Source organism: Bradyrhizobium sp. 87 (assembly GCF_023073015.1).
Lineage (GTDB): Bacteria > Pseudomonadota > Alphaproteobacteria > Rhizobiales > Xanthobacteraceae > Bradyrhizobium > Bradyrhizobium canariense_D.
Genome location: NZ_JADPIQ010000141.1, coordinates 1 through 26,445, shown reverse-complemented (window position 1 = coordinate 26,445; position 26,445 = coordinate 1). Strand labels below are relative to the sequence as shown.

Below are 26,445 nucleotides of genomic sequence, written 5' to 3'. Positions count from 1 at the left end.
ATTACGACCCTGAGGTTGGTTCGTGTGGAGGCCAGTTTGCGACGAGCTCCTTGAGCGCGTCCGGAAGGCGATAGGATTCCTGCCCTCCTGGGAATGTACCGTCACGAACGTCAGTCGCCCAGCGCGAGAGCGCCTCCTGCATCAGCTGAAATCCATTCGAATAGGCGCGCACGAATTTGGGCGGCTTACGGTCGGTAAGACCCACGACATCATGAAACACGAGCACCTGCCCCGAACAATCAAGACCGGCTCCGATTCCGATGGTCGGAATCTTCAGGATCTCCGTCGCCCGCGCTGCTAGCTCCGCCGGGATTCCCTCCAGCACGAGAGCAAAACAACCAGCTTCCTCCAGACGATGCGCGTCCTCGAGCAGGCCGAAGGCGTCAGTGGCAGTCCGGCCCTGCACCTTGAAACCCATGACATTGACGCTCTGTGGGGTGAGACCGAGATGTCCCATCACGGGAATTTCACAGTCGACCAGGGCGCGTACCATATCGAGGCGGTTTGCACCGCCTTCGAGCTTCACCGCATCGGCGCCACGCTGGAGGAAGCCGCCGGCGTTGCGGATGGTCTCTTCCCGGCTCACGTGGAAACTGAGGAAGGGCGTGTCGGCAATGAGAAGGGCACGCGGTCTTGTCCGCGCAACCGCTTCGAGGTGATGATTCATCATCGAGACGCTGACTGGCAAGGTGTTGTCGAATCCGAGGCAAACATTGCCAACTCTGTCGCCGACGAGGATAATATCCACGATCGGATCAGCGATGCGCGCTGCAACCGCGTCGTAAGCGGTGGTCATTGCGATCCGCCGCCCCTCCTCCTTCCATTGCTGAACAAGGGGTATCGTAACTCGCTGGGTTGGCGACTGCGGCGTGTGGCTGATCTCGGTCCTGATCTGTTTTCTTAACGCAGGCACTTCAACTCCCGGCGCTTCCTAGGCGAGAGGAGAGATAAGGGTCAATCCACCGATACACAAAGAAAGCTTTCCCTCCAAACTGGAAGAAGGGCGCACCGAACCTCCCAATGATGGCGCAATCATCGTGGGAATGATTCTCTGCAGCCGAGAGGAAGGTCGCGGTACGAGTCATGGATCGCAAAGCGGCGGATATGGACCAAAAACGCCGATGATCGGCCCGGCTGGCAATTCTGATGGGAGGCCGCAAGCTCATGGTCGGCAAGCTCTGCAACGCCGCCGCCGCACTCACTTTCACCGCGGTGGTCGTCGGTGGATTTTGGAGCCTTTCGAACAGCTATTTGATTTCTGGGCTTGCGCTAGTCGCTTCAATATTCGCCCGTCGCTCGGTTGAGCGCTCGTTCATCAAGCGCGCCCATCGCGACATGGTGCGCATTCATAGCGCCGACTGGGGCTGTGCCGACGCTACGGGCACGGGCTTAGCCGACAAGCCATCGAGCGGCCATGCTCGTGATGACCTTCTGGTGACGAGCCGTCGCATTCTAGCCGACGGACCCGTCTTGATGACCAACCCTGCTTCACCTTTCCAGGCCGCCCGCATCGAACGCCTGCGGGACTTGCTCGGTCAGGCCCCCGAGCCTTGCAGCAGCCCTGTAAGTGGCAATGGGCACAACGCAAGGTCTGATCAAAGAACGGGAGAGAATACCTCAGCATGCGGCGGCAGCTGATACGTTGCGAGCCTTCTTGGGCTGCCGCGGCAATTTCCGCTGCGCAGCTCCGGCCATCAGCGACGGGGCAGCCAGCGCCCCCCCCGGGATATAGTGGAGCATGCGTCATCTTGAGCCGCCCGTCTGAACGCAATAGACACATGTGCTGACGGCTGGCGCATGGCAACATGGTATCAAGTTCCGCACCTTCGTAGCTCGTGAAAGACGCGGGCTTCATCCTAGCGAAGTCGACTAGGCCAGAAGAAGCCCTGCTCCCTCGTCACCGCCGGGCGGCCTTGGTCTTGAGGCGGCTGCGTTAAGCTGGCGGATGGATCCATCAGGCCGGTACGAAGTCTTGCGGGCCAACAGCCGAGGGCGTGCACTGTCCCGGGACGGTGATGACGGCTTCCTGGACCAGCTGCTCGAGCCGGCGCAGCGCGCCAAGCGAGGTCCCCGCGTGGATCGTGCCGATGCCGCCGGGATGTCCTGTGCCCCAGGCTTTCAAGAGATCGAGGGCTTCGGCCCCACGGACCTCGCCGATCGGAATGCGGTCAGGGCGCAGGCGAAGAGGGAGCGCACAAGGTCGCAGAGCGAGATCACGCCATCCTTGGTCCGCAATGCCACGAGGTTCGGTGCCCTGCACTGAAGCTCCCGGGTGTCTTCGATAAGAACGACGCGGTCCGATCCTTTCGCGACCTCGGCAAGCAGCGCATTGTCAGCGTGGTCTTCCCGGTCGAGGTGCCGCCGGCGGCCAGGATGTTCTTCCGTGCGGCGACCGCATTGCGAAGCGCGATCGCTTGGCTCACGTTCATGATGCCTGCGGCGACATAGTCGTCCAGCCCGAACACGGCGACCGCCGGTTTGCGGATCGCAAACGTCGGCGCGGCAACAACCGGCGGCAGCAATCCTTCGAAACGTTCCCCCGTTTCCGGCAGCTCAGCCGAAATCCGGGGGGAGCCGGGATGAACTTCGGCTCCTACATAGTGCGCGACCAGTCGGACGATTCGTTCGCCATCCGCTGCCGAAAGGCTCTCTCCGGTGTCTGTAAGCCCGCTCGACAATCGGTCGATCCATAGCCGCCCGTCAGGATTGAGCATCACCTCCACAACGGTCTGATCTTCCAAAAAGCCCGCAATGGCCGGCCCAAGGGCGGTGCGGAGCATGCGCGCCCCGCGCAACTCGGCTTCCAAATGAAATGAATGTATCGCCACGGCTGCCCCACATGATCGAGGCCCTGCCCTTCAGCGGCCTCATGTGAGACAAGTAGAAAAAGCAGATCCTACGCCATCGCAAGACAGGATCATCGCCGTCGTAGTCTGGCGTAGAAACGGCAAGAGTCGGAAAGGAAGGTTCGATAAGCTCGTGTTCGGCGGCGCTGAAAAAGGAGCACTCGTTGGGCATCAGCCCGTCAAGCTCGCGTCACCACTCCAGGTGTTCATCCGCCTCCAGCACCGCAGCTTCGCTCGCCGGGATAGCGGCATGAGCCGAGCTCCAGCCGCAGGCCGGTTGGAGTAGGGCCGAAGTCCTCTTCTTCCCTTTCCGACTTCGAAACCATGGAACGGCAAACCAGGCGAGCGCCGCCAGCTGTAGCAGCACGTTCAGTCCGAACGCGGTCTGGTAGGCAATCAAAGGATGGTGGCCGGCCTCAACGGGCCATCGCTCAAGAATCAGGCCCGTCCCGTACTGCACGATGAAGGCCCAGCCAAATTGCAGGACGTTCAAACCACCATTCGCGCGCGCGACCAGTTGGGGCGGGAAATAATCTCCTATGATGGCGTAGGTCAAAGCGGTGGCCGATCCGGCCACCGACACGACGCACCACGGCAGAAGTGACGGCCAGGGCGGATGCAGGATGATGACGATCTCCGCTCCGATCAACAGGGCCGCGACGGCCGCGAACAACACTTCCATATTCCTGCCACGGCTGCGCACCCAGGTTGCAAGCACGCCCAAGACTAGCGCCCCGAGGCTCAAAACAGTCGCCATCACGAACAGCTCGCTGACGAGACTTGTTCGATTGAGCCGTTCGATATCGCAAAGCCAAGGTGCCGCCCACAAGGACTGCAGTGCCCACGCCGACCCGATACAGGTTGCCGACAGGGGGCAATCCGCCAGAAGCGTTGATCAGAGTAGATGGTTTTCAGTGTGGCCGGCTTCGTGCTGCCTGATGGGATGTCGACTCGTTCGGGAGCGACCAGATAGATCAAAATGGCAGCGAGCGCGCTTGCGGCGGCCAGCACCGCGAACAGGCCGCGCCAGCCTATCCAGTCCAGGAGCACCTCGGCAGGAGCGGTTGCCGTGACCGCGCCCAACGAACCCAGCATGATCATAAAGCCATTGATGAGGGCCAAACGTTCTCTAGGAAACCAGAGGACGATCATTTTAAGGCCCGACATCAGCGCTGCTGCACTCCCAAGTCCGATCATCGCGCGGGCGATGAGAAGCGAAACGAAACCCGTCGATAGTCCGAAGAGCGCGGCCCCCGCTGCTGCCACAACCAAGAGCAAGCTCTGGACCCGGCGCGGCCCGTAGCGATCTAGTAACATGCCGATCGGAATCTGACCCGCCATGACGACCAGGAAATAGATCGACGTGAGCAGCCCGATGTCGGCAGCGCCCAGCCCGAGGTCGGAGCCAAGGGGTCCAGCGATCAGCGTATTGATCGTCCGGAACAGGTAAGCAAGGTAGTACCCGGCCGCGAAGGGAAGAAAGATGCAGGCGATGAGCCGCCACACAGGAAGCGGTTCGATGCGTGCCACAGGCGTTGTTTGCGCGGCGAACCCTTTCTGTACGCTTCTGCCGTTCTGGACGGTGCGTTCAACACAACGAGCTGGACAGGTTCCGAAAGTTCACCTTGCTGCCGCCCTCCTCGGCGGCAGCGCGCGGCTCGGAGCCCCCCTCTACAGCGGGTGCGGACGAACCCTCCTGAAGCAGTTCTTCTGCAGTTCGCCTCTCTGATACACCGCTACCGATTTCAGAGGCACGCCAGCTCGCCCTTCCGAGCCGATCAATCGTCTCCTGAATCAATGGTTGGCCAAACCGCACTCCGCGCTCGAGCTGTTGGACCAAAACCTTGCAGCGTTCTTGGCCGAGGAGGCATGCGTCCCGCTGCTGGGATGATTGCATGGCCGCCGTAACGGTGAGGTGATAGCGCGCATGCAGGGCCACTGTCTCGGCAACGATCGCGACCTCGCGCTCGAGCCTTGCCATCTGACCACTGAACCGGTCCGGAGTTTCACGAATGAGCCCTTCGGCCGCTGGCGCAGGAGCCAGAAAACGCTGAAGCGCCGTGTCGACGACCATGCTCTTGCCGACTCCCGCGCGTTCGGTCGCGGCTTCAAGCCGCTCGAAGATGCTTTCGGAGAGCTGAACGATGATCTTCTTGGTTCGCAGACCTTCGTTCGAGCTCGGCTCCACCTCGCCATCGGAACTTTTCCCAATCGAGCTGGCCTGACCTTCAGCCTCACCATCGATCTGCATTGTTTCTTCAGCTCCTCAATTGCGACCGCACGAAACGGCACATGCTATCCGTGCGGCGTGGCTTTCCGGTCGAAACAGATGAATCGGCCCAGCGATGATGCGTCGACAGAAGGGTCAATCCGACCACGACATCAATCGCGCCGACATCGGCGTCGTAGTCTGGCGTAGCCAAAGAAAGACGAGGCGGGCTCAAGATGAGCCGGATCTTTCAGCCTCCTGCGCGGCAGCTAGGGGCCACTCGCGATGGCCTTCTGGGACGTCAAGAAAGCTCCCCGCGCTTCACGACTCTGTGTCGGTCTGCCTTCGCGCGCGCCCGCTCGGCTCACCTAGGCCCGGCGCTCGATCGCCAAGGAGCCGTCACAGGCACTCTGCGCGGAGAAGTTTCTATTCGGGCTTCTTGGAGGCTTGCACGTCGATGCTTACCTCCTTCAGGACGCTGGATCCGCTCGCAAGTCGTCGTCCCAGCGCTTCGACAAAGCGGTCGTACCGCTCACCGCCCTTGGCGCGGGCGGCAGGGCTCGAATGCTCCGGCAATGCCGGAGTTGAGGTCAGCCAGAACCGGATGAAGAGCGCGACGGTCTCAAGCGTGATGCCATCATTGCGTTCAAGACGCTCGAGCACCCGCACAATCCGATCCAGCCGTTTTGCTATCACAGCCTCGCGCCGATCGGAATCGTCCGGAGAAAGGAAGGAACCTATTGCGGCCTCGACCACCAGCGACTTGGACCGGCCACCGCGGCTTGCGAAGGCCTCAAGCGTTTTGAACGTTTCGGGATCGAGATAGATGCTGAGCTGGACCTTTTTCACGCTGCCTCGCTCACAGGTCCATTCCATCGTCGGGATCGAGGGTGACGGTTCGCGCAACTCCCTGCATCGACCGGCTCATCAGTTGCGCCTGGACGGCATCCTCGTCACCCTCGTCGAGCTCGGGGTCGAACTCGTGCTCGCCGGCCGGCGTCTTGATCTCGATTTCCTCATGCAATTCCGGCTCGCGGCGTAAGCCGCCGTTCGCCTCGTCGCTCCTGCCCGTGCGCCTGGTCAGCAGCTGGCCCGACGGCGATATTTGGGCGCGGGCTGACCAGTCATCTGGGCGGGTGGGCTGCTTGTTCGGCTCCAAGCGGGGCGGCTTCAAGACACGTCGCTGGAATTGCGGATCCTCATAGTAGCGGACCTTGTTGGCACGGACCGGGTGCACACCGGAAATCATCACGACCGCGTCTTGCGGAGACAGTTGCATGATTTCGCCGGGAGTCAGCAGCGGACGAGAGGTCTCCTGGCGGCTGACCATCAAGTGCCCAAGCCACGGGCTCAGGCGGTGGCCCGCATAGTTCTTCATGGCTCGCAATTCGGTCGCAGTTCCGAGCGCGTCGGAGACGCGCTTGGCGGTGCGCTCGTCATTGGTCGAAAAGGCGATCCGGACGTGGCAATTGTCAAGGATCGCATGGTTCGGACCGTAGGCGCGTTCGAGCTGGTTAAGGCTCTGCGTGATGAGAAAGCTGCGGATGCCGTAACCTGCCATAAAGGCGAGTTGGCTCTCGAAAAAGTCGAGCCGGCCGAGGGCTGCAAACTCGTCAAGCATCAGAAGCAGCTTCTGCCGGCGCCGGTCGGGATCAAGGCTCTCGGTCAAACGCCGTCCGATCTGGTTCAGGATGAGCCGCATCAAGGGTTTGGTGCGGACGATGTCCGATGGCGGCACCACGAGGTACAGTGAGACGGATTCAGGACGGTCGACGAGATCACGGATGCGCCAATCGCTTCGCGCGGTGATCTTGGCAACTACCGGATCACGATAGAGCCCGAGGAAGCTCATCGCCGTCGAGAGCACACCCGAGCGCTCGTTCTCGCTTTTGTTCAAAAGCTCGCGTGCCGCTGATGCGACGACTGGATGGATGCCTGTCTCAAGATGCGGAGTCGCCAGCATTGCATTGAGCGTAGCCTCGATCGGGCGAGATGGATCCGAAAGGAAATTTGCAACCCCGGCGAGGGTCTTATCGGCTTCGGCGTAGAGGACGTGCAGAATTGCCCCCACCAGGAGTGAGTGGCTGGTCTTTTCCCAATGATTGCGGCGCTCGAGTGCACCCTCAGGATCGACGAGAATATCCGCGATATTTTGAGCATCTCGCACCTCGCAGTCGCCACGGCGGATCTCGAGGAGTGGATTGTAGGCGGCGCTGGCCGGATTGGTCGGATCGAACAACAGCACGGGCCCAAATTGCGCGCGCCACCCAGAGGTCAACTGGAAGTTCTCACCCTTGATGTCATGGACGATGGTGGAGGCCGGCCAGGTCAGAAGGGTCGGAATGACGAGGCCAACACCTTTCCCGGAGCGCGTCGGCGCAAAGCAAAGCACATGCTCGGGCCCGTCGTGGCGCAGATAATGACGTCCGAACCGGCCGAGCACGACGCCGTCAGGGCCTAACAGCCCGGCCCGTCTGACTTCGCGTAGATCGGCCCAGCGCGCCGAGCCGTAGGTGGTGACGTCCCGCCCTTCATGGGCTCGCAGGACCGAGAGCAACATGGCGAGCGCTATGGCCGCGATGCCGCCGCTTGCAGCAATCGCGCCACCCTCCAGAAAAACGACGGGCGCATAAGCATCAAACTTGAACCACCAGCCGAAGAAAGCTGCCGGCTGATAAATCGGCCAATGCCCGAGCTTGAACCAGGGAGCCCCAAGCTGTTGCTGGAACGCAAGCCGCCAGGCTGTCCATTCGGTCGCAGCCCACAGGAACGCGAGCACGATGAGGCAGACCAGGATGACCTGGTGCCAAATGATTTTTGTTGCCGACATGATCGGGATATCTCGGCATATCGACGTGCGCACACAACTACAATGGTGCTCGCGTCGCAGTGGCGCGCGTGGCAGCGCAGAGATCGGCGGGGACAAAGCCGAGATACGTAGCCAACGCCCATTCAAGCGAAGCGGGACTGATCGAGGTTTGCATCATGAGACGGCGCCGAAATGCCGATTATGTGCGTAAGAGCTCATGGATGGGCAGAAAAACGCTGACTTCGCTCAAGTAATGTGAAGCGTTCCTGAAGATTGCCCTCCTGGAGCGCTCAAACGCTGGAGGGACGGACGACCTTCGATCCTCGCGAAGTGTCGCTGAATGGGTCCCGGAGTTCTGACGATCGCGCAATAGATAAGCTCACCCGCCGCCAAGCTGCCCTTTCCCAAGAGCCACCTGAATCGCATGAGGTTATGGTGTTTCGGCAATGCTGCTGGCTCAGGTAAGGGTGGAGGTGTGGCGCATTCAAAGACGCGCCTGCTCAGATTGACGACGCCGCTTGCTGGTGCTGTGACCCTGCTACTTGCCGGGATAGTCGTGACAGACGCGGCCGACTGCCCACGGCAGGATGTGCTCGGCACCTCCCGCGTCCTCGAGGTCGACGCAAAGGCCCACGCGCGCGTTGGATTGAACAGCTTTCGGGAAACGCTCCCTTTGGCTGACCATGAGGTCGTCCTCACCTTTGACGACGGGCCGCGGCCGCCGAGCACGCAAAAGGTACTGGCGGCGCTCGCCAAGGAATGCGTACGGGCCACGTTCTTTCTGGTCGGCAAGTCCTCCGCGAAGTCTCCAGAGCTCGTTCGCCGAATTGCTGCCGAGGGCCACACCATCGCACACCACAGCTGGTCGCATACGATGATGTCGAAGATGACCTTCGAACAGGCCAAGAAGGATATTGATCGTGGAATTGCCGCCGATGAGACGGCGCTCAAGGGCGCCTCCGCCCAAAGCCCGCCATCGCGCTTTTTCCGGTTTCCGTATTTCGACTCGAGCCCAGCGATGCTCGAATTCTTGCGTTCGCGCGGGATGGTCGTGTTTGGAGCTGACCTTTCGGCGGGCGACTGGGAGAACCTAACCCCAGAACAAGAACTAAAGACAGTTACCGAGCGGCTGGAGGTCGCAAGCAAGGGCATCATTCTCCTGCACGATGCCCAGGCCCGAACGGCCGCAATGATGCCGGCGTTCTTGCGCTATCTGCACGAGAATGGCTATCGCATCGTGCATCTGGTGCCGGCTGGCCCGATCGAGAGCAACGCTGAAGTCACCCCAGCGGCAAGCCGCAGCAGTTCGCGGAAATGACAGCGGGTAGATTGGGTCAATCTAACCAACTGGTTCTCACGGTGCGCCCGGGTCCAGATCGATGCCATGGCACGGCCGTATCGCCCACTAGCGACGCTATCTTCTTGGCGAGATCGGTCCCTTTTCAGGAGGGATTCCGATCCAACCGTTGCCGCCGCCGTCGGCGATATCGGCCTTATCCGATCCGGAGATTCTCGGCTGATACTTTGCCGGAACCACCAGCCTTGGCCTCGAAGCTGATCCGAGCGCCTTCTGCCAAGCCGGTGTATCCGGCCTTTTCAACGGCGCTGATGTGCACAAAGACGTCGGGGCCGCCGTCATCCGGCTTGATGAAACCGTAGCCCTTGGTCGTGTTGAACCACTTTACAGTACCGATCGTCACCGTCACTTCTCCTAAATGAACACATGCCATCTAGCGAAAACTCGCACCTGCATCAAGATATCCAGGAGGAGACAGTTGCTCGGAACCGGGCACGCAGAATGGTCGAACCAGCGAGAGGTTCGCGAGCTGAGAGAACCCCGTCTCGCCGCTATGCGGCGAATGTCCCGGCCCCCCAAGACCCGCTGGGGCGTGGTTGCAGTGAGCGCGACTACAGCGAACTTCTTCTAGCGACAAAAGGACAGCGGGCTTCGCTTGTACGTGGGCGAGCGCAGCCGCAGCTAGCGCCGCAGTCGTGGATCGCAGCCCAGCGGAGAAACTGCCAGTCAAAGTGACAGGCCCCGTTTGCGGCCCCAGGACCAATCGACATTGCCTGGACCTGCGATCCCGCTCACCTGTTTGCCCAGTTCCCGCTCTAGTGAAGGAGCCCAAGGCACGAGCTGAAAGCCGAGCCCATTATCAATCATGGCAAAGCGCCCCGAGGCGAGGGAAAGCCGCTGTCGGTATGTCCCCGAAACCTGTTCACCTGATCGAGCAGGCAGATGCGTAAGCCCCGTCTCCTCCGCGAGGCGCCGGCCGGCGCGATCGAGCTCGCGACTTCGCAAGGTCTCGATCAGATTGCGGCCAAGCCGCACCTTGTCGCCGTGCCGCTGTGCAAGCCCGTACTCTGCCAGCACATCAATCCGCTGTTCCAGGGCTGCCCGGACCTCTGCGCCAAAACCGGCGCGCGAGAACTCAGCAGGCTCGCGCGCCACAAGCTGCCGGTCGAGCCATGTGGCACCTTCCGCGGTGACCTGCTTTTCGAGGACGAGTTCCGATCTTACCGCGAGTGCGATGCGTGTCCGTCCCCTCGCATCCTCAAAGCGGCGGAGCTCCACGACGCCTCCAATCGGCCCGTCGCCAGCCGCCTCGATATCGGGGAGTTTGAGGTGATGGACGCGCCCGTCTATGCCGTCGACAATGGCAAAGGCATTGCCCCTCAATTCGTCGTCGTGTCCGCGGGCGACGAGACGGCCAATGATCGGTTGACCGTGATGCTCGCCTTCGAGCGCAAAGGAGGACGGTGAGCGTGCGATACCATCCTTGGCAATCGCCTTGTGCAGCCGCTTGATGATGTCGCCGCGCTCGCCAAGCGCTCTCAGGCGTGGCTCGGCGTCTTCGGCCAAGACCCAGCGAGCGGGCCCTGCCGGCTCTGCCACACCCAGGCGCTCCAGCATCCGCATCCGCCCGATCCGAATGTCTCGTAACGGGTCCCGGGCACCATCCCGTTCCGGCCTTAAATCGATGACCCCATCGGCCAATGCCGCTTGCCGCGCGAGCACCCGGTCGAGCCTGGTCCAGCGCTCGGCGCTCACCTCGGCTTCCAGCGCTTCGCGGATCTGGAGCTCGGATCGGGGACCCAATTCGCGGGTGACGAGATCGCCGGCTCGGGCCCGCAAGCCGTTTGCGATGTAGTCGCGACTGATGACGAGGTCTTTTCCATCATCGGCGCGGCCGCGCACGAGAATATGAATGTGCGGGTGTTCCGTATTCCAGTGATCGACCGCGACCCATTCGAGGCGCGTTCCAAGGTCGCGTGAGGCCTGATCCATGAGCTCACGGGTGAAGCTGCGCAGGCTGGTGAGCTCGCCTGCATCATCGGGCGAAACGATGAAGCGGAAATGATGCCGGTCACCCTCGCAGCGTTCGGCGAAGCCGCGGCCGTCTGCTTCATCTCCGAGAGCATCAAAGAGCTTGCTTGGCGCCCCGTCCCGGGTGACGCCGTCACGCTGCAGATAACCAAGATGGGCCCGCAGCGCCCCGGGCGTGCGCATTTGGCGAACCACCCGCGCCTTGACCATGGCGCCGCGAGACCGGTTGCTGAGCAGTCTGGACGCTGCAAGGCTCGCGGCCCGCCCACGTCCGAAGTTTGTTCCACGACGATAGCCGCGTGACAGACCGCCGGCCTTCTGCGCGGCTCTGAGGGCCTGCGCCAGAAACGGCTTTGCCCCCGGCGCTCGCGTAGAGCGAATGCGGCCAGGGCGGATTCGGAAGTCGTCCTTACCGGCCATGGTTTGCCGGCAGAGTGCAAAAAGCTGAGCCGCGGCTGCAATTTGGCAAAACTGAAAATGTGCGCTCAAGATTCGCAAGTTGCATTGGATGATTGAAACTAAAGCCAGATTTCTCACAACCGACCGGCCGCACCTTGCGGCTTTTATCCTGCCATCCCCGGTCCGCTCCTTCCGCCCGTGTCCTCATCACTTTCCAAAATGCGAGACCTTGCGATGGCGTGCGAGGAGATGCGATTATCGCCATTGAGACTTCACCTTCCCCGATCGCGCACGAAAAGGCCAGTCGCATGGGGCAAAAGTTCAGTCGTGTGGGAATTCAGCCTGTCTTTCGATGAAGGCGTTTCGTGCAGCGCGGATGCCGAGCTCCGTTCGCTCGACCAGCGATAAAATCGCGGAACGAACAGCTTGGCTTGCTTCCAATTTGTGCCGTGACTAGGGACCGAAGTATCGCGCCAGCGCTGTATGATGCCGGTCAATGGCTCGAGTTTGTTCAGGTAGGCCAGGGTTTCTTCAGGCAGCGCGCGCCCCGTCGTCAGATGCTTCGCGTAGCGCTGGGGGCCTGCGTTGTAGGCGGCGAGAAATCCGTCCGAGCCGAACCGGTCCAGCATCTCTCGCAGGTAGGCGGCCCCGGCGAAAATGTTGTCATGGGGGTCAAAGGGGTCGATGCCTAGATTGTAGCGGGCGCTCAGGTCGACCCACGTCCCTGGCATGATTTGCATCAAGCCCAGCGCACCTCGAGATGACACTGCGTGCGCTTTGCCACTGCTTTCGACCTGGATCACGGCACAAACCAATTGCACGGGAACTGCAAACCGGCGCGACGCCTCGGCAATGAAGGCCGCATATGGGACGAATTTGCCAAGGCATGTTGAGGGCGGAGCAGGCGCCTGCAATTCGGATTGGGCTCGACAGCTCGACGGCAATTCGACAGCTGCAAAAGCTGCCAGGAATGCCACGAGGATACGCAGGGATGGACGGCATGCCCGCATCGCCTCGAGCGCAGCCTGAGAGAAGTCAACGTGCGGGCTTTGCAGCTGATCATCATCGGCGCGCCCGCATCTGCTGACGAGCTTGGCCGGGAATGAGCAAAGGGATTGTGGTCCGCGGAAGCATGATGAAGCTGCAAGTCGATGAAGCGAGGCGAGCATGGTCATTCGTCCTTTGTCCACACTGGCAAAGCCCGGCCGATGACGGCGGAGGCCGCGATCGGCCCGAAATAGCGGCCATCAAAAGAATCGGCCGATTGCCAGTTCATCAGAAAGATCTGGTCGGCCGTCAGGACGTGGCATCCTTGCCATGCGGGCAAAGGCCGCCCACGGCCATCACGCTCGCGGGCCTCGCCCATCTCGATGCCGTCGACGAGGATGGCGAGTTCTCGTCTGCAGACGGTGTGCCCCGGGAGCGCCAAGACCCGCTTGAGCATGGGAATGCCGAGCGGCAGATACCCGTTCAAATCAAGGAAGGCCGCAAGCGGGTCAGGCGGGCGAACGGCTACGAGCGAGGTGACACGGAGACGCTCTACCGGCTGCAAGCGGTAAAGACCGATCGGCACGCTATGCGAAGCGTTCCAAATATACCATGGCGCTGTGCCCCGGTCGGCGGAGAGCGCAAGAGCCGTGCCCCCGCACATTGCAAGAATTGTTATCAGCCGGCCCATCAGAGTGTCACCCTTTGGCGCCGGAGCCACGCCTGGTGACGCGCACGGGTGTAGCTTCGCGGAGTCTCATTCACCGAAAGGCGGTTATGCGCGTGGTGCCAGTAGTCGGGCGCCGCGTCGGCAGGATCGATGCCGAGTGCTTCCACCGCCTCGATCAGCTGCAGGACACGTTCGACCTTCGGCCAACCGGACAATCTCAGCAGGCTCTCGCCGCCCGGACTGATCCAAGGCACGGTCGAGTAGCGCTGCCCTGGCGCGCACGCGCGCAGAATATCGATGCGTGACAGTACGGTTCCGAAGTCATTGGAGCTCCAGCGTACGAACGCAAAAATGCTCCCAGGCGCAAATGAAAGAACACGCCGGTGATGGTCGATGATCGTTTCCGATGTAGGCCGGCCGAACCGAGTGCGGTTTTCGATGCGTTTCTCGAGCCACAAGAGCTCAACCGTAGTGAGATCATTCATATTGAAAATCCATGTCGCAAGACGGCACGCGCGGTGCTGAGACGTGGCGATCTGAAGTCCAGGACGAGGAGGCGTGATAGGCAGACGACAAGCGGGGCGAAGCACGACTGGTTCGCGCGCACGGTCGCGTCAGAACGCGAAGCGCGCCTGAAGAGGAGACAACGATCCTGCAGGTCCAGGACTGCGAAGACCCATTGGCACGAACCAAGACGCAGCTCAGCCGCTGTCGTGCGGAGGTTGGCGCACGTGGTAGGCTCACCGGACAGCCACGAACTCTGCCGCGACGTGGACTGGGGGTCCGTTAGAAGGAATCCGAAGGATTCCTGGTTAGGAAAGTTAGAGGAAGCGGAAGCTCCTCTGTGGCAAGGGCTTTTCCGCGATAGCGGTCCCTGATCGCACGCGTTTTCGGTCCCCGATGGCACGGTGGCGCTGGTCCCTGATAGCACGGCGGGATTCACAGGTTTTCCCCCGAGCCAGAGATCAGCCCGCGCTTGCGCAGCCGGTGGGTAAGCGGGTCGACCGGAGTGGGAGCGAAGTTCAGCCGTTCCGTCCCATTTGGGTCGTGCGAGATGACCAGTTCATATCCTGGCAATCTCTGCTGTCGAACGATCTGGCGCAGGTCGTATGCGAAGTGCTTGAGTGGCGATAGGCAGCCCGATTTGGCGTGGAGGTGCACAAGATCAAAGCTCCAGCCGCCCTTTTGGCGGCCGCCGTGCTTGCGCACGAGGCGATAAAGCCAGCGCTCCAGTCCGCCAGTCAGATCGAAATATGCGCGGTCGATCGTCAGCACGAGCGCTTCGTTCAGAACACCCGTGTAGAACCAGTCTGCCAGGATCAGCTCGAGCCCGCGGGCGCGGCCGTGCATATCCGCCGTCTCTTTCCATTCGTTGATCCACGAGAACCGATGCTGCCGGCGCTCGGTCGGCTGGCGAATGGATGTCATCACGGTGGTCGATTGCAAGCGGTCGAGCGCAGCCTTGAGGCGATCGTAGTCGCGCACGCTTGTGCCGCGTCCAACGAAAGTCAGGATCTCGTAAGGGGTGGCGGCCATCAACCGCGACGTCTTCAAACCTGCGTCACGCGCCTGGATAATTTGCGAGGCGGCCCAGATCAGCACGTCCGCATCCCAGATGGTTGCCATGCCATGTTCCGGCACAGCTTCGACACGGATTTTGATTGTCCCGGCCCCGAAATCGATGGGAACGGTCCGCTTTGACTTCGCCAGCGAAAAGAACGGATAAGCCATTAGGTCTTGCGCGTCGCGCGGCGCGAGATCACCGGGAAGAGCGCGAAACAGATCGAGCTGATCCCGTTCTGAGTTGCGCCGCCAGCGCGCAAAGGAGTTGCTGTCCGGCATGGGTCAGCGCCGCTCCTTGCCTGCGTAGGCGATGGGCGCGTGCCGCTTGGCGGGCAAGACCGTGCCAACCCCGGGATCGCTGGTCGACGTTTTGGCGCCGCGGTCCACCCATGCTTTCAGGTCTTCGAGCGCGTAGACGACGCGGCCGCCTAGCTTGCGGTAGGTCGGACCTGTGCCATAGGTGCGATGCTTTTCGAGGGTGCGGCCGGAGAGGCCAAGAAAGCGTGCCGCTTCTGGTGTGCGAAGATAGCGCTGCGGCGTGCCGGCGTTCGGGTCGGGCATCGGATCGCTCCCGTGATGTCATGGAGCGCGACGGAGTTTGATCGCGCGTCGACGGACATCATGGAGGAGCGAACGCACGTGAGGGGATGCCGAACATTGTTAGGACGATTTCGGCACCCCTCCTTTTGGTTTCGCGTTGCGATCGGCAAAAGAGGACTGCAGGCTTTGGTAGTCAGCAATCGGCCGACGATTCTGCTGCGCAGCCAGGGACGTCTCAGCTGTTGGGCGTGGTGCGGGAAAGTTCGACGCGCTCCGATGCGCCGCAGGCGATCGGCACGCATGAGGCGTAAGATCCGACCGCGGGCCGCCCGCCGGTGCAGTCAGCGGGAGGGCGAGAGGCGCCAAACCTGACCTGGTTGCATCAGTTGTACGCTATCCAGATCTATTTCTTGCGGGATCTCGATCGAAACAATGCACGGTAGCCGGTACGCACGATGAAGCGACCGGCTTTGACCAGGCGAATGGTACGGCTGCGCAGGTCGTGGGTCTTCCAGCCGCGGTCGATGAGCCGCCTTTTGCCGAACATCACCTCGGCGATCGTTCGATAGGATGCGCCATCCTCATGCCCATCCCGCGCTCGCAGAGCCAGGCCGAGCCTTTTCCGCTGCTGGGCCGAAAGCCGATGAAAGGCAGGTCCCGGCGGGCGGCCGTTCAGCGCTCGCCATAAGCGATGTGCGGCGTGGGCGCGCGCGACGAAATTCTCGTCAAGCGGCAATTCGGTGGCATATCCGGTACCGAGGTGCGGGGCCTCTCTGAGCCATAATCGATGCTGCGCGCCCTGGACCAGCAAGAGGGCATGCCAGCCGTCCGGTGCTTGCCTCATGGTGGCCGACGTAAGGTCAGCAAGCGGAAGTACTACGTCCGAACCTTGAGAGCCGGACGCGCTCCGAACGATCGGCACCACCGTTGGCATCGCCTCGGGCGCCCAGAAGATGGTCTGCTCGTAGAAAGACCCTTGCGGGTCATGGGTGAAAGCAGCGCCAAATACGCGAATGCTTCCTATCCTGCGGATGGACATCCGCAAGCTTTTTGGAGCAAACACGCGTCGATTTCGGTTAGACCTGCGCCTGACCCAAGAGGCGGTGGCAGAGCGCATGGGTGTCGACCGCGCGTTCATCAATGGAGAGAGGGTTGCAAAACGTGACCCTGCTTACGATCTGGCAAGTCTCGCAGGCTCTGGAAGTTCGACCCGCCCAACTGGTCGAGGAGAAGGCGAGCAAAATTCGTGCGTGATTGTGCGCTCGACCGCATCTACTCCGGGCTGAACTCTCCAAGCGCGATTGACTCGATAGCCGGTCAATAAGGGCTGTGGGAGTGCCAAGTTGCCGTGGAAGCGATCACCAAGTGATGCTCAAGAAGATCCATGATGGTCGGAGAGAATTGACTTCTCAACTCGGATGGCCAAATCCTGCTATCTACCTGCGCCACCGCGCAACCAGATGACGGTAGCCGTGATCTGCCAGCCATCTAGCGCGCCTCAAATAGCTCTCGAATGCAGTTTGCGCCCGCATCGATTCTCGGTCCGGATCAAATGTGCAGCACGATTCGGGCCACTTCCTTCCAGTCGGCGCCATCTGCCGCGGCGTCGAGAAGGCGCCAGTACGTCACCAGATGCTCCTCATCATAGGATGTGAGCGCTGGATCTGTGGGGGCGCAGGCGGCGACATGCGGCTCAAGGGGCGGTGTTTGCATGGTAAATCTCGCAAGATCGACAATAGACGTGCGCAGGCACGGTTCCTCAGTTCAATGTGAAGAAGCAACTTGCGCCGATGGATATGCGCAAGTTGGTGGGTCGGAATTTTTTAAAACTGCGGAAGCAGAAAGGCTTCACGCAGGAGAAATTCTCAGAGGCGTCCGGCTTCACGCAACAATATATCAGCGGATTGGAACAAGGTCGGCGCATTCCCACCGTGGTGACGCTGTTCGAACTCGCAACCACACTGGGTGTTAGCCACGTGAATCTTGTCTTACCGGACCAGGAGTTCTCCAGGAGCTTCCTAAAGCACCGAAGAGGAAAAAAGATTGACCAGTAGAGCATCGTACCGCGGCGAGACGTTCCCCTGCCGCCTGCAAGAAGCCTCGCACGAGCGGTTCGACGAGGTTTTTGTTCGAGCTCTGCTTGCCGGTTTTATGCGGTCGGACCTAAGGAGGGTGTAGCCTCCTGCCCTTACAATCCATCCGGCAATGCTCAAGCGTGAGTGAAGGGCTTCAAGATGATGGTCAAAACGGGACCGCGTAGACGCCGAACTTGCCATTCCGATTGTGCCTCCGCCCGATTAGACGCCCGATGCAAGGTCAGCAAAGCGTTAGCGCTGCAGCGGTGACTTATGAGGTTGAGGCGCTCGGTCCCCGGGCTCCGCAAAGCCCCTCGCTGCCCCAAGAGCAAGCTGTCTACGATACCGGCATTGACCAGACCAAAATAGATATCGGTACCCACGAGAGGTGATGTGAGAACCGCTCCAATGGAACAGCAGCGTGATCATCTTGCCGCCTTAGGCTGGAAAAGAAGCCCCGCCCGATCAACTCAGGCGGGGCTTTGGACCGAGCCTCACTCCCCGTTCTTGCGCGGGCGCGACCACAGGAGCGTGTAGCCCTCTCCGCCTTCGTCATCGAACAGGTTCGCGTAGATCGGCGCGTTGAACGACGGGTCGTCAAGCTTGAGCGAGAGGTAATCGCGGCCCTCCTCGGAGCGCTTGGACCAGGCTGCCCCGATCTCCGCCCGGCCCACATAGATGCGGTGGCTGGGAGCGTTATCGTTGGAGCGGTTGGTCTCGGCGACGATGCGGACGCCCCTGGCCTGCAAACTCAGGGTGACGATCTCGCCCTGGAAATCGTTGCCGACTTTCTTGAAAGAACCGATGTTAGCCATGTCACTTCTCCTGTTGTGTTTCGAGCCCGCGACCACCGCGGCCTCGATGGCGATCTAAAGGCCGAAGACGATCGGCGACGCACCCGCTAGCAGGCCGGAGCGCAGCGGAGGACGCCGTTGGAGCGACTTTCTTGTCTCGCGAGGAATGGGCGCAAGCCCAGGGGAAGAAAGTCGCATCAACGGCGTTGCGGCTCAGACGATCGAGGCGCAGCCGCTCTTGGGCCAGATCGAGCCATCAAGGAGGCCACGTGCGTCCGCGCGCTGAACCGCAATCCTAAGGAGATGAGTGGCAAATTTCGGTTGTTCTGAGCAAGAGGTCGGGACGGGCCGGCGCAGAAGGAGAAACAATCTGCCGCAAAGGGCGGTATCGTCTCCCGCAGGAATGATCGAGCGCGGTGCGCCCCACGCAGCTATGCGAGCCAGACAGAGATTGGTGGGCCTTGCATAAAGGCTTCGAAGGGAGACGCGGTTGCCTTTCGCTCGAGCTCGACGCCGTCTCGTTCAACCTGGTCTCTGTGCGAGCTTGCTCGACCTGATGACGACGCAGCCTCATCGCTCGAGCGTGGCGGCTGGAAGAATTGGTCGAGGTGTATTCTCCACCACCCCGGCCGAGTGAGACGGTGGGGGGCCTCGCGAAGCGGTCAAACGCGCCCATGCCGTGCCGCCGATGCAAAGCGCACCTACGCAAGCGAAGGCCTCCCGCCAGCTCGGCGAACGCACCCCGATCTGGGACAGGGCAAACACCACATGGTAGCCGGCGATTGCCGCGGGACCGCGAAGACGGTTGCGACCGGGACGCGCAAGGTCAAGGACCGATTAACCGCGAGAGTGAGCTGACCAGCGGCAAGCGTCAGCGCGCCAGAAGCAATTCCGATAAGCAGTGCGCCGAAGAGGCCCGCGCCATCGCGAAAATGCCGATATTCCGACACTGAGCGCGACGAAAAACGGCAAGGCATAGACCGCCAGCGCAAGGATCAGCCAGCAGAACAAACCGATGCCGAGCGTGTTGAGGGCAAGCCCAAGGGCGAGCATGGCGGTGGCTCCAATGCATAGACGTATTGGTCGCGCCTCCACCACCACCGCGGCGCGGCTTCGGACCTAAAATCGAAACGAGGCGGAGTTGCGGCGTGCAACGCCACCTTGGCGTCTTCGACGGCGCTCATGCGCCGCCGAACTTCCAAACGGGAATACCGAGCCGCTTCGCCTTGTCAGCGAGATTGTCCTGAATTCCCGTGCCCGGGAAATGCATGACGCCGATCGGCAGGAGTTCGAGCACGGCGTCGTTGCGCTTGAACGGCGCCGACTTGGCGTGTTTCGTCCAGTCCGGCTTGAAAGCGATCTGTGGGACCTTGCGATTGGTCGCCCATTTGGAGGCGATCAGTTCGGCGCCCTTGGGAGAGCCGCCATGCAGGAGGACCATGTCCGGGTGCTTGGCATGAACCTTGTCGAGGCGATCCCAGATGAGGTTGTGGTCATTGAAGTCGAGCCCGCCGGTGAGTGCGATTTTCGGCCCGGGTGGCAACAAGACCTCGGTTTCGGCGCGGCGTTTGGCGGCAATGAAGTCGCGGGAGTCGATCATCGCTGCGGTGAACGTGCGGTGGTTGACCAATGATCCCGATCGCGGGCGCCAGGATGCGCCGGTGTTGACCTCAAATTGTTCGATGGCCTGGTCACGGAAGAGTTCCAGGCAGTTGCGGCGTTCGATCAGCGTGACGCCTTCGGCGGTCAGGCGCTCGAGTTCGACCGATCGCACCTCGGACCCGTTCTGCTCGCGTTGGCTCTTGTGCTGCGCTTGTTCGTTGTTATCGAGCTGCCTTTCGACGCGCTCGACGGCACGATGGAACAGGTTGACGGTCGACCAGAGCAGATCGTCAAGGTCCGGCTCAAGCCGGGTGTCGCTCAAGGTCGCGACCAGGGCGTCGAAGATATCGGCGACGGCGCCGCCAACCATCTTGCCCTCTGGGAGTGGTCTTGGATCGGGCTGGTCGTCGAAGGGGTGATAGCCGAAGAGCTGGAGTTCGGTGATGACTTGGTCGGTCGGAGAAGAGTTGTGCAGCGGTTCGACGTCGTCATGGTCGGTCATGGGAAGAGGTCCTTTGCCGGATCGGCCGCGACTATCGCCGCCTTCGTGGCGATCCTCTGACGGCGGCCGAAGCGTGCCAGAACCCGAAAGGGCCGAAGCGGCAGCGGAGGATGGCGGAGGCCGGCTATTTTGCTTCGCGATGCAAAGCGCGCGGCGAACCCAATGATGTGTCTTCACATCACTGGCGCGCGGCGGAAAATAGCCGGCCGTAGCCATTGCCGGCGCGCTCCGCCTGCCGTCCGATCGCTCTCTAGAAGGCCGAGGTCGCGTCCTCTTCCGGTATTGGCCTCGCCTATGACTGGCCGATCGACGTCGATCAAGGACCGGAAGCTATTCCGCGGGTACAGTCGAGGGATGCAGGAAGCGAACGACGTCCTCTGGCACGAGCTGGAGCTGCAACGCTGCTTGGAGAGCATGGACACCGAAGACATGCAGATCTTCGTTGAAGTCGCCCAGCCGGGGCGACAGCGTGACCGCTTCAATGCCGGCGTCCGCTGCGCGCTGGCTGAGGGTCGCCTGCACCGCATCGCCAGCGGCATCGACATCGCGGGCGATGTAGAGCCGGCGCAGCCCGGTCGGAAGAACCATGGCGGAGAGATGATTGGCCGAGAGCGCAGCCAGCATTGGCATGATCGGCAACACGTAACGTAGCGACAGCATGGTTTCGATTCCCTCGCCGGCAGCGAGCACGTCGTCCACCACGCCGAAGCGAACCGCGTTCCCCAGGAGATCGCCCATCGCGCGTCGCGGCGTATCGATCGGAGCTTTGCCCAGCCGAATGCGATCAAAGCCGTCAGGGTCGAGCCAGGTGCGATGCACGCCAGTGATCCTGCCTTCGAGATCCGTGACGCAGGCGATCATCGCCGGCCAGGTCTCGGCTGGCAGGTGTTCGTCGGGCCGATAATAGCAGCGCGGATGGAAACGCAGGCTGCCACCATGGTGCAGGTGGGCGATCCCGCGACGCTGCAAATATGTCTCGGCCAGCGTCCCCTCGATCGGTTGCGATCTCATAAAGAGTCGTCTTGCCGCGTCTTGCGATCCGGCCGGTCCTAAGGGACGAACGGGTTTCGGGACGAGTTCCGGTTCAGTACGAGCCAGCCTCAGAAAGCGCCTCGCCTCCTCTGCGACCTCCCGGAAATCGCGCAAGCCGCAGGTTTCACGGATGACGTCGAGGAGATCGCCATGTTCCCCGGTTGCGGCGTCAGTCCATTTTCCGGCGGAGCCTTTCCGTGAGTCCTGGAGCCGCACGAACAGTGAGCGCCCTGGGGCGTTGTGGACATCGCCGACCAGCCAGTACCGCCCCTCCCTCTTTCCATTGGAGAGATAGTGTCGGCACACCGCCTCGGCCTCGCGCGCGAGGCGGCGTGCTAACTCGCAAGGCTTGCTGAACATCAGGCGGCCTCCCGCTCACTGATGCGCGTGATCGGATAGGGGTCGAGCACTTTCGACAGGACCTCCACACCGCTAGCAACCGTACGCACGAACAACCGCCCGCACACGAGGCTTTGCAGCAGCGTGCGATGCGCGATGCTTTCCGCGAGCTGCTCGATGGAAATGCCCGCCTGCACATGCCGGACGTTGGACGGGCTGAGGACCAGCTTGCTGAACGGAATGTCACGCGAGGGGGAGAGCGCGACTTGTTGGACAGCCTTCGTCATATCGATTCTCCACGACGGGCGGCCGAGAGCCTCTCTCTCGACCTCCAACCCGTCGCGGAAAACGACCCGCCCTCTCACTCTCGTGCCCGCGGTGACCCGGTGGAGTCTCACGCCGCTTCCTGGTCCGCTTTTTCCGCCTTCATGTCGGCAGCGGGTGCTGGCAAGAATCCAAGGAGATAGTCCGCGACCTTGCTGGCCTGTGAAGCGGCCCGGACAATTGCACGATTGTCCTCGCGCAGTACGTCAAGTAATCAGCAGCAGATCATAATGTGAAGGAGCACCACGTTTCCGGTGTTATGCTGGGATAGTGCGCGATCTCCTCCACATTATTTCCTTGCCGCTAAAGGGTATCGAGCCAGGCCAGAACGCTCTGGTCCTGTTTCCACGATGGTCGTTTTGCCGATCGTGACGGGCTTTCGAGGCGCTCCAACGCCAGGCGCTTTGTTTCCAGATTTGCCTGAGCGTAGTGGTTTGTGGTGTCGAGGCTGACATGGCCGAGCCAGCTTCGGATCACAGTGACGTCAACGCCTGCCGCTACCAGATGCACCGCCGTCGCATGACGGAAGCTATGAGGTGTTACGTGCTTTGAGGCCAGGCTCGGCATGATCTTCGCTGCCGCTTCGACGTATTGCGCCAGTTTGAAGCGGACGCCCGATGCGCCGAGCGGGACACCATACCGATTGACGAAGATGAGCTCGTCGTCGGCCCTCGGCTGTCGCATGAGCTGCGATCTTAGCAACGACACGGTTTCTGGCCAAAGAGGGCTCAGCCGTTCTTTTCGTCCCTTGCCGTAAAGACGCACGCAGGTTGGCGAGTCGAACCGGATCGCCCGCGGGCAAACATCGAGCGCCTCCTGGATGCGCGCGCCGGTATTGTAGAGGAAGCAGAAGAGCGCGTGGTCGCGTTGCCCCTCAATCGTCGAGCGGTCGGGCTGCGCCAGAATGGCCTTCACCTCCTCGGGCTCCAGATAGCACGGCGCATGGATCGGCGCTTTCTTCATGGGCACGTGCAGAATCTGGGTGCATTGCTCGATAGCCGTCGGCTCGCGGTCAGCAACGAAGCTAAAGAAGCTACGTAATGCGGACAGGCGACAGTTGCGCGTGCCAATCGTATCTCCGCGTTCCTGCTCGGTGTATTGCAGGAAGGTCTTGACCTCGGAGGCCGTCAGGTCCCCCAGTGCGAGCTGGGCTATCGGCCGGCGTCGGCGTTGAGCCACGAACCTGAGGAACAGGCGCCATGTGTCACGGTAGGACCGAACGGTGTGCGCAGAGGCATTTCGCTGCTGAACCATCCACTCGTAAAAGAAGGCATGAAGCAGCCTCGGGAACGGGTCGACCGGTTTCATGGCTGCACCCCCTCTGACGCGTGCAGGCAATGTGACGCGAACGTCCGGAAGCGTTCGTTTGCTTGCTGAAGGAGTTCCTGGGTGACCGTGATGTAAACCAGCGTCGAGTGGATATCGCGGTGCCCCAGATATGTCGCGAGGAATGGAAGCTTGTCCTGCGGATTGATGCCGGCGCGGTACCATTCGAGAATGCGGTTCACCACAAACGAGTGACGCAGGTCGTGGATGCGAGGGCCAGTCTTGCCTTTCGCCGCCTTGAGTCCGGCACGCCGCAGGATGTCGACAAGGCAACCGGCGATGGCGTGCGACGTGTAGCGCGCATTGCCCTGATCGTGCCAGAACAGGCCAGATTCGGGGCTTTGTGGCATCTTCGCCTTGCGTCTCGCCTCCAGATATTCCCGCAGCGCCGACAACGCACTGTCAGCCAATGGCAAGATCCTCGATTTGAAGAACTTCGTCTCCCGGATGGTAATCGTGCCAACCTGCAGATCGATATCGGCAAGGTTCAGGCGTGCGAGTTCTCCCAACCGCAATCCCGCGCAATAGTTCAGGACCAGCATGGTGTAGAGGCTGATCGGCCGCAACGGTGAGCGTGGAGAGGGGTAGGTCAGAGCGATGTCGAGGAGACGGCGAACCTCTTGCGCGCTGTAAATATATGGCCGACGCCAATGTCGCGCGACCTGTTGTGCAGGACGGGGATCCGGACGCCTTGGTTTGGTGCTGGGATCGAGATGATGCTGTGCCTTGGCCAAGGCACGAGCGAGCTTTTCGCATTCGGCGGCATGGTTGGCGGTTGATCGCGCGGCCGCCCAGTGCTGCAACATGATCGATACTGACTCTCCCGCCAACTCCGGATGCGCTTGCAAGAAGCGATCGAACCGCCAGAACCAGCGGGTCTGCGTCTGATAGCGATAACCTCTCGCCTGCATCAGCGCGATGTGGTTGCGCATGAGGTCGCCGAGAACACTGCTGAACGGCGGGAACTGCCGTAGCGCTTCGAGTGCCTGATCGGGATCGGGCGCGAGCAGCGACCGCACGATAGCCTTGTCGCTTTTCGCATGGTACTCGGCACGCAAATCAGCAATGGGATTGCTGACGATCAGCGCTTCCCCCACGAGGAAGTCGAGGAAGCGATTGACGATGCGGGCGCGATGCAGCAGCGTCGCCATGGGCCAGTGCATGGCATATTCGCGCAACCACGTTTCGAGCACTTCTCGGCCAAGCTGTCCGGGTGTGCGCTGATCCCGGACAACCACTTCCTGGAAGGTTCGGAGCGCCTGACGGTAATAGATCGGACTGGTCGAGCAGCGTAGCCGGAGCCGACCAAGATAACGGGCAATCGTTCTGCCATCGGTGTCGGGCCAAGCGTTCATGAGCGCACCTCCTGTCCCGGGATCTCTAGGGCGATTGCGCGCAGGTCCTCCGTGGCAAGTTTCAGGTAGGGGATCGTCGATTCCGTTGAACGATGACCCAATACGTCTCCGATCAGCTTTCGCGGGACCGACGCCCGTAGCAGACTGACTGCACGTGCATGCCGGAAGGTATGCGGGCCGCGTTTGCCGCTTGGTGTGACGCCTGCCGCCTCGATCCGCCGGCTGACTTCGTTATAAATGCGCACCATGGGAACGTAGGGTGCGCGGGTGCGAACAAAGATCTCCCGCACACCAGTTTCAGGGCGGCCGTGCCGGAGGTACTCGATCAGCGCTTCCCCAACGACCTCAAACAAGGGCAGAAGAGAATGATCACCCGTTTTGGAGCGGCGGATGTGCAGAATGTCCGCCCGCCAATCGATGTCTTCTAACCGCAAACGGCTTATCTCGCCGGAACGTAACCCATAGGTCGCAAGAAGCTGAAGGATGGCATAGTCGCGCAAGCCCATCGGCGACCGGTCTTTTCGAACAGATTTCAGGACAATCGAGATATGATCCGAACTTAACGCGGACGGGATGCCTTCATAGGCATAGAGCAGCGGAGCAATAACGTGCTGGGAGAGATCGGCCGTGGTGCGACCTGTCCTGTGAAGATGTTTCAGCAGCGAACGAAGCCGCTCGGCGACATCTTTCAAGGATTTCCGCGTCAGCCCGCGAGCCCGCATATCCATGTAAATATCGAGATCGCGGACGGTCAGGCCTGCAAAATTGGCGTTCGAATGCTTGATGAGCCAAGCACAAAAATTTCGAGCTTCCCACAGTAAGGCGTCGACCGAGGCCGTGGCGAGCCCGCGTTCCTCCCGCAGCCATGTCTGATACTGATCGCACACCTCTCGACAAAGACGCCCGCCAGCATTGATGGCCGCAGTTTCAGGTGGCCAGCGCTTCAACGCGAGTTTCAGCAGCGCGTGGATTTCTGATCTGGGAATGCCTATCCAATAGCGAGCTGGAGCGCGGCCATGACGCTTGCGAAATTGTCGAACCGCAAACCGCAGATAAGCCGTTACGTCGGCCGGCGTGACTGCTTCGAGAGCAATTTCGCGTACCGTCAGATACGCAAGAAAGTGGTCGGCGTTGCGGCAATAGTTATGAACTGCAACTCGGTTATATCGCAGTCGCGTGAGAGCATCCCTAAGCTCCGAGACAAGGGCGCTGTATCCATGTGTCATGAAGGCTTCCTCAACTGTGTTTGATCAACAGCCGAGGGTCTCATGCCGGAAATAATGCGCAGCAGATCGCAAGCCGTTTTAGCCGATCTCCACAAGCCGGCCGCGCTAAGAATCTTCCTTCACATTATGATCTGCTGCTGATTACTTGAATAATGGCAAGCTCGCCATTACTCCAACCACGAACCGATATAATCGGCGTGCCGCACCGTTGGCACGATACCGAGCGACGCGCAACCGAACGCGGAGGCAATTTCCGCGACCAACTCCTCGAAGGCATACTTCTTGGTACCAAAGCTGCCCGACATGTCGCGGTTGAGACGTGACGGATGGCCGCTGGCATGCGCCTTATGCCGATATCGGCATAACGTGCATAATGCCGCGATCCAGATTATGCCGCATGGCCTCTGTTGGAGGCTGGACATCCCGGTGTTGGCCATGCGGCTGTTCGGCATAATCAGAGCCCTTCAAGGAACGCGAGCAGTTTGTCGTCCGGCCGGAACCGACCCGGCGGCGCGGATG

Annotated in this window: 21 protein-coding genes and 6 pseudogenes; 3 read left to right on the top strand and 24 right to left on the bottom strand. The window is 61.2% G+C overall.

The features are described 5' to 3' along the window. Window position 1: 1 nt before the first annotated feature. On the bottom strand, window positions 2-892 hold the full coding sequence (gene panB, locus IVB50_RS37925; protein ID WP_247300065.1) for a 3-methyl-2-oxobutanoate hydroxymethyltransferase: 891 nt from the start codon (window positions 890-892) through the stop codon (window positions 2-4). Window positions 893-1,164: 272 nt separating this feature from the next. Between panB and IVB50_RS37920 the strand changes: the two genes are divergently transcribed. After that, window positions 1,165-1,638 carry a hypothetical protein gene (locus IVB50_RS37920; protein ID WP_247299932.1) on the top strand — a complete coding sequence of 158 codons (474 nt, stop codon included), beginning with the start codon at window positions 1,165-1,167 and terminating at the stop codon, window positions 1,636-1,638. Between the two features lie 316 nt (window positions 1,639-1,954). On the opposite strand, the pseudogene trbB reads toward IVB50_RS37920, so the two are convergent. The 5 genes and pseudogenes from trbB to IVB50_RS37895 all read right to left on the bottom strand — a co-directional run bounded on the left by trbB (window position 1,955) and on the right by IVB50_RS37895 (window position 7,885). Then, window positions 1,955-2,780 (bottom strand): annotated as a pseudogene (gene trbB / locus IVB50_RS37915) (P-type conjugative transfer ATPase TrbB). A gap of 256 nt (window positions 2,781-3,036) precedes the next feature. After that, window positions 3,037-4,352 (bottom strand): annotated as a pseudogene (locus IVB50_RS37910) (MFS transporter). An 82-nt stretch (window positions 4,353-4,434) separates the two neighbouring features. Next, complete coding sequence (locus IVB50_RS37905; RefSeq protein ID WP_247299931.1) at window positions 4,435-5,097, bottom strand: hypothetical protein; 663 nt, start codon at window positions 5,095-5,097, stop codon at window positions 4,435-4,437. Between the two features lie 384 nt (window positions 5,098-5,481). Continuing rightward, the gene (locus IVB50_RS37900) at window positions 5,482-5,904 is read right to left on the bottom strand and encodes a CopG family transcriptional regulator (RefSeq protein ID WP_247299930.1); all 423 of its coding nucleotides are present in this window, start codon (window positions 5,902-5,904) and stop codon (window positions 5,482-5,484) included. Window positions 5,905-5,914: 10 nt separating this feature from the next. Beyond that, window positions 5,915-7,885: a conjugal transfer protein TraG gene (locus IVB50_RS37895; RefSeq protein ID WP_247299929.1), complete on the bottom strand. Its 1,971-nt coding sequence runs from the start codon at window positions 7,883-7,885 to the stop codon at window positions 5,915-5,917. Between the two features lie 508 nt (window positions 7,886-8,393). Here IVB50_RS37895 and IVB50_RS37890 point away from each other — a divergent pair. Then, a complete protein-coding gene (locus IVB50_RS37890) occupies window positions 8,394-9,182 on the top strand; it encodes a polysaccharide deacetylase family protein (RefSeq protein ID WP_247300063.1) in 789 nt (262 codons plus the stop codon). 175 nt (window positions 9,183-9,357) lie between these two features. Here the strand turns inward: IVB50_RS37890 and IVB50_RS37885 are convergent, their stop codons facing one another. The 9 genes and pseudogenes from IVB50_RS37885 to IVB50_RS37845 all read right to left on the bottom strand — a co-directional run bounded on the left by IVB50_RS37885 (window position 9,358) and on the right by IVB50_RS37845 (window position 17,064). Continuing rightward, window positions 9,358-9,564: a cold-shock protein gene (locus IVB50_RS37885; protein WP_026233366.1), complete on the bottom strand. Its 207-nt coding sequence runs from the start codon at window positions 9,562-9,564 to the stop codon at window positions 9,358-9,360. A 323-nt stretch (window positions 9,565-9,887) separates the two neighbouring features. After that, window positions 9,888-11,612 (bottom strand): DUF3363 domain-containing protein, encoded by a 1,725-nt coding sequence (locus IVB50_RS37880; protein WP_247299928.1) that lies wholly within the window; start codon window positions 11,610-11,612, stop codon window positions 9,888-9,890. Window positions 11,613-11,863: 251 nt separating this feature from the next. Continuing rightward, the gene (locus IVB50_RS37875) at window positions 11,864-12,766 is read right to left on the bottom strand and encodes a lytic transglycosylase domain-containing protein (RefSeq protein ID WP_247299927.1); all 903 of its coding nucleotides are present in this window, start codon (window positions 12,764-12,766) and stop codon (window positions 11,864-11,866) included. Then, entirely contained in the window at window positions 12,763-13,242 is a 480-nt protein-coding gene (locus tag IVB50_RS37870) for a S26 family signal peptidase (protein WP_247300061.1), read from the bottom strand. Before IVB50_RS37870 ends, IVB50_RS37875 begins: the two co-directional genes overlap by 4 nt. Window positions 13,243-13,268: 26 nt before the next feature. Continuing rightward, window positions 13,269-13,733 carry a DUF2840 domain-containing protein gene (locus tag IVB50_RS37865; protein WP_247299926.1) on the bottom strand — a complete coding sequence of 155 codons (465 nt, stop codon included), beginning with the start codon at window positions 13,731-13,733 and terminating at the stop codon, window positions 13,269-13,271. A 454-nt stretch (window positions 13,734-14,187) separates the two neighbouring features. Continuing rightward, complete coding sequence (locus IVB50_RS37860; RefSeq protein ID WP_247299925.1) at window positions 14,188-15,090, bottom strand: replication initiator protein A; 903 nt, start codon at window positions 15,088-15,090, stop codon at window positions 14,188-14,190. 3 nt (window positions 15,091-15,093) lie between these two features. Further along, window positions 15,094-15,372 carry a helix-turn-helix domain-containing protein gene (locus tag IVB50_RS37855; protein ID WP_018457391.1) on the bottom strand — a complete coding sequence of 93 codons (279 nt, stop codon included), beginning with the start codon at window positions 15,370-15,372 and terminating at the stop codon, window positions 15,094-15,096. Between the two features lie 382 nt (window positions 15,373-15,754). After that, window positions 15,755-16,390, bottom strand: a complete 636-nt coding sequence (locus IVB50_RS37850; RefSeq protein WP_345946707.1) for a DUF2285 domain-containing protein — start codon at window positions 16,388-16,390, stop codon at window positions 15,755-15,757. Between the two features lie 397 nt (window positions 16,391-16,787). Continuing rightward, window positions 16,788-17,064, bottom strand: a pseudogene (locus IVB50_RS37845) (DUF2285 domain-containing protein). 77 nt (window positions 17,065-17,141) lie between these two features. On the opposite strand from IVB50_RS37845, the gene IVB50_RS37840 reads away from it, so the two are divergent. Continuing rightward, on the top strand, window positions 17,142-17,405 hold the full coding sequence (locus IVB50_RS37840) for a helix-turn-helix transcriptional regulator (RefSeq protein WP_247300057.1): 264 nt from the start codon (window positions 17,142-17,144) through the stop codon (window positions 17,403-17,405). A gap of 515 nt (window positions 17,406-17,920) precedes the next feature. Here IVB50_RS37840 and IVB50_RS37835 read toward each other — a convergent pair. The 9 genes and pseudogenes from IVB50_RS37835 to IVB50_RS37790 all read right to left on the bottom strand — a co-directional run. After that, window positions 17,921-18,241, bottom strand: coding sequence for a DUF736 domain-containing protein (locus IVB50_RS37835; RefSeq protein WP_018458991.1), 321 nt, complete (start codon window positions 18,239-18,241; stop codon window positions 17,921-17,923). 1,159 nt (window positions 18,242-19,400) lie between these two features. After that, complete coding sequence (locus IVB50_RS37825) at window positions 19,401-20,324, bottom strand: DUF2493 domain-containing protein (protein ID WP_247299924.1); 924 nt, start codon at window positions 20,322-20,324, stop codon at window positions 19,401-19,403. 330 nt (window positions 20,325-20,654) lie between these two features. Then, window positions 20,655-21,716, bottom strand: a complete 1,062-nt coding sequence (locus tag IVB50_RS37820) for a toprim domain-containing protein (RefSeq protein ID WP_247299923.1) — start codon at window positions 21,714-21,716, stop codon at window positions 20,655-20,657. A 107-nt stretch (window positions 21,717-21,823) separates the two neighbouring features. After that, window positions 21,824-21,982, bottom strand: a pseudogene (locus IVB50_RS37815) (DNA-binding protein); the annotation flags it as partial. A 107-nt stretch (window positions 21,983-22,089) separates the two neighbouring features. After that, a pseudogene (locus IVB50_RS37810) lies at window positions 22,090-22,230 on the bottom strand (antirestriction protein ArdC); the annotation flags it as partial. Between the two features lie 92 nt (window positions 22,231-22,322). Next, entirely contained in the window at window positions 22,323-23,327 is a 1,005-nt protein-coding gene (locus IVB50_RS37805) for a tyrosine-type recombinase/integrase (protein WP_247299921.1), read from the bottom strand. Further along, a complete protein-coding gene (locus IVB50_RS37800) occupies window positions 23,324-24,700 on the bottom strand; it encodes a tyrosine-type recombinase/integrase (RefSeq protein ID WP_247299919.1) in 1,377 nt (458 codons plus the stop codon). Before IVB50_RS37800 ends, IVB50_RS37805 begins: the two co-directional genes overlap by 4 nt. Then, window positions 24,697-25,926 carry a site-specific integrase gene (locus tag IVB50_RS37795; protein WP_247299917.1) on the bottom strand — a complete coding sequence of 410 codons (1,230 nt, stop codon included), beginning with the start codon at window positions 25,924-25,926 and terminating at the stop codon, window positions 24,697-24,699. Before IVB50_RS37795 ends, IVB50_RS37800 begins: the two co-directional genes overlap by 4 nt. Window positions 25,927-26,045: 119 nt before the next feature. Next, window positions 26,046-26,267 (bottom strand): annotated as a pseudogene (locus tag IVB50_RS37790) (zincin-like metallopeptidase domain-containing protein); the annotation flags it as partial. Window positions 26,268-26,445: the final 178 nt, after the last annotated feature.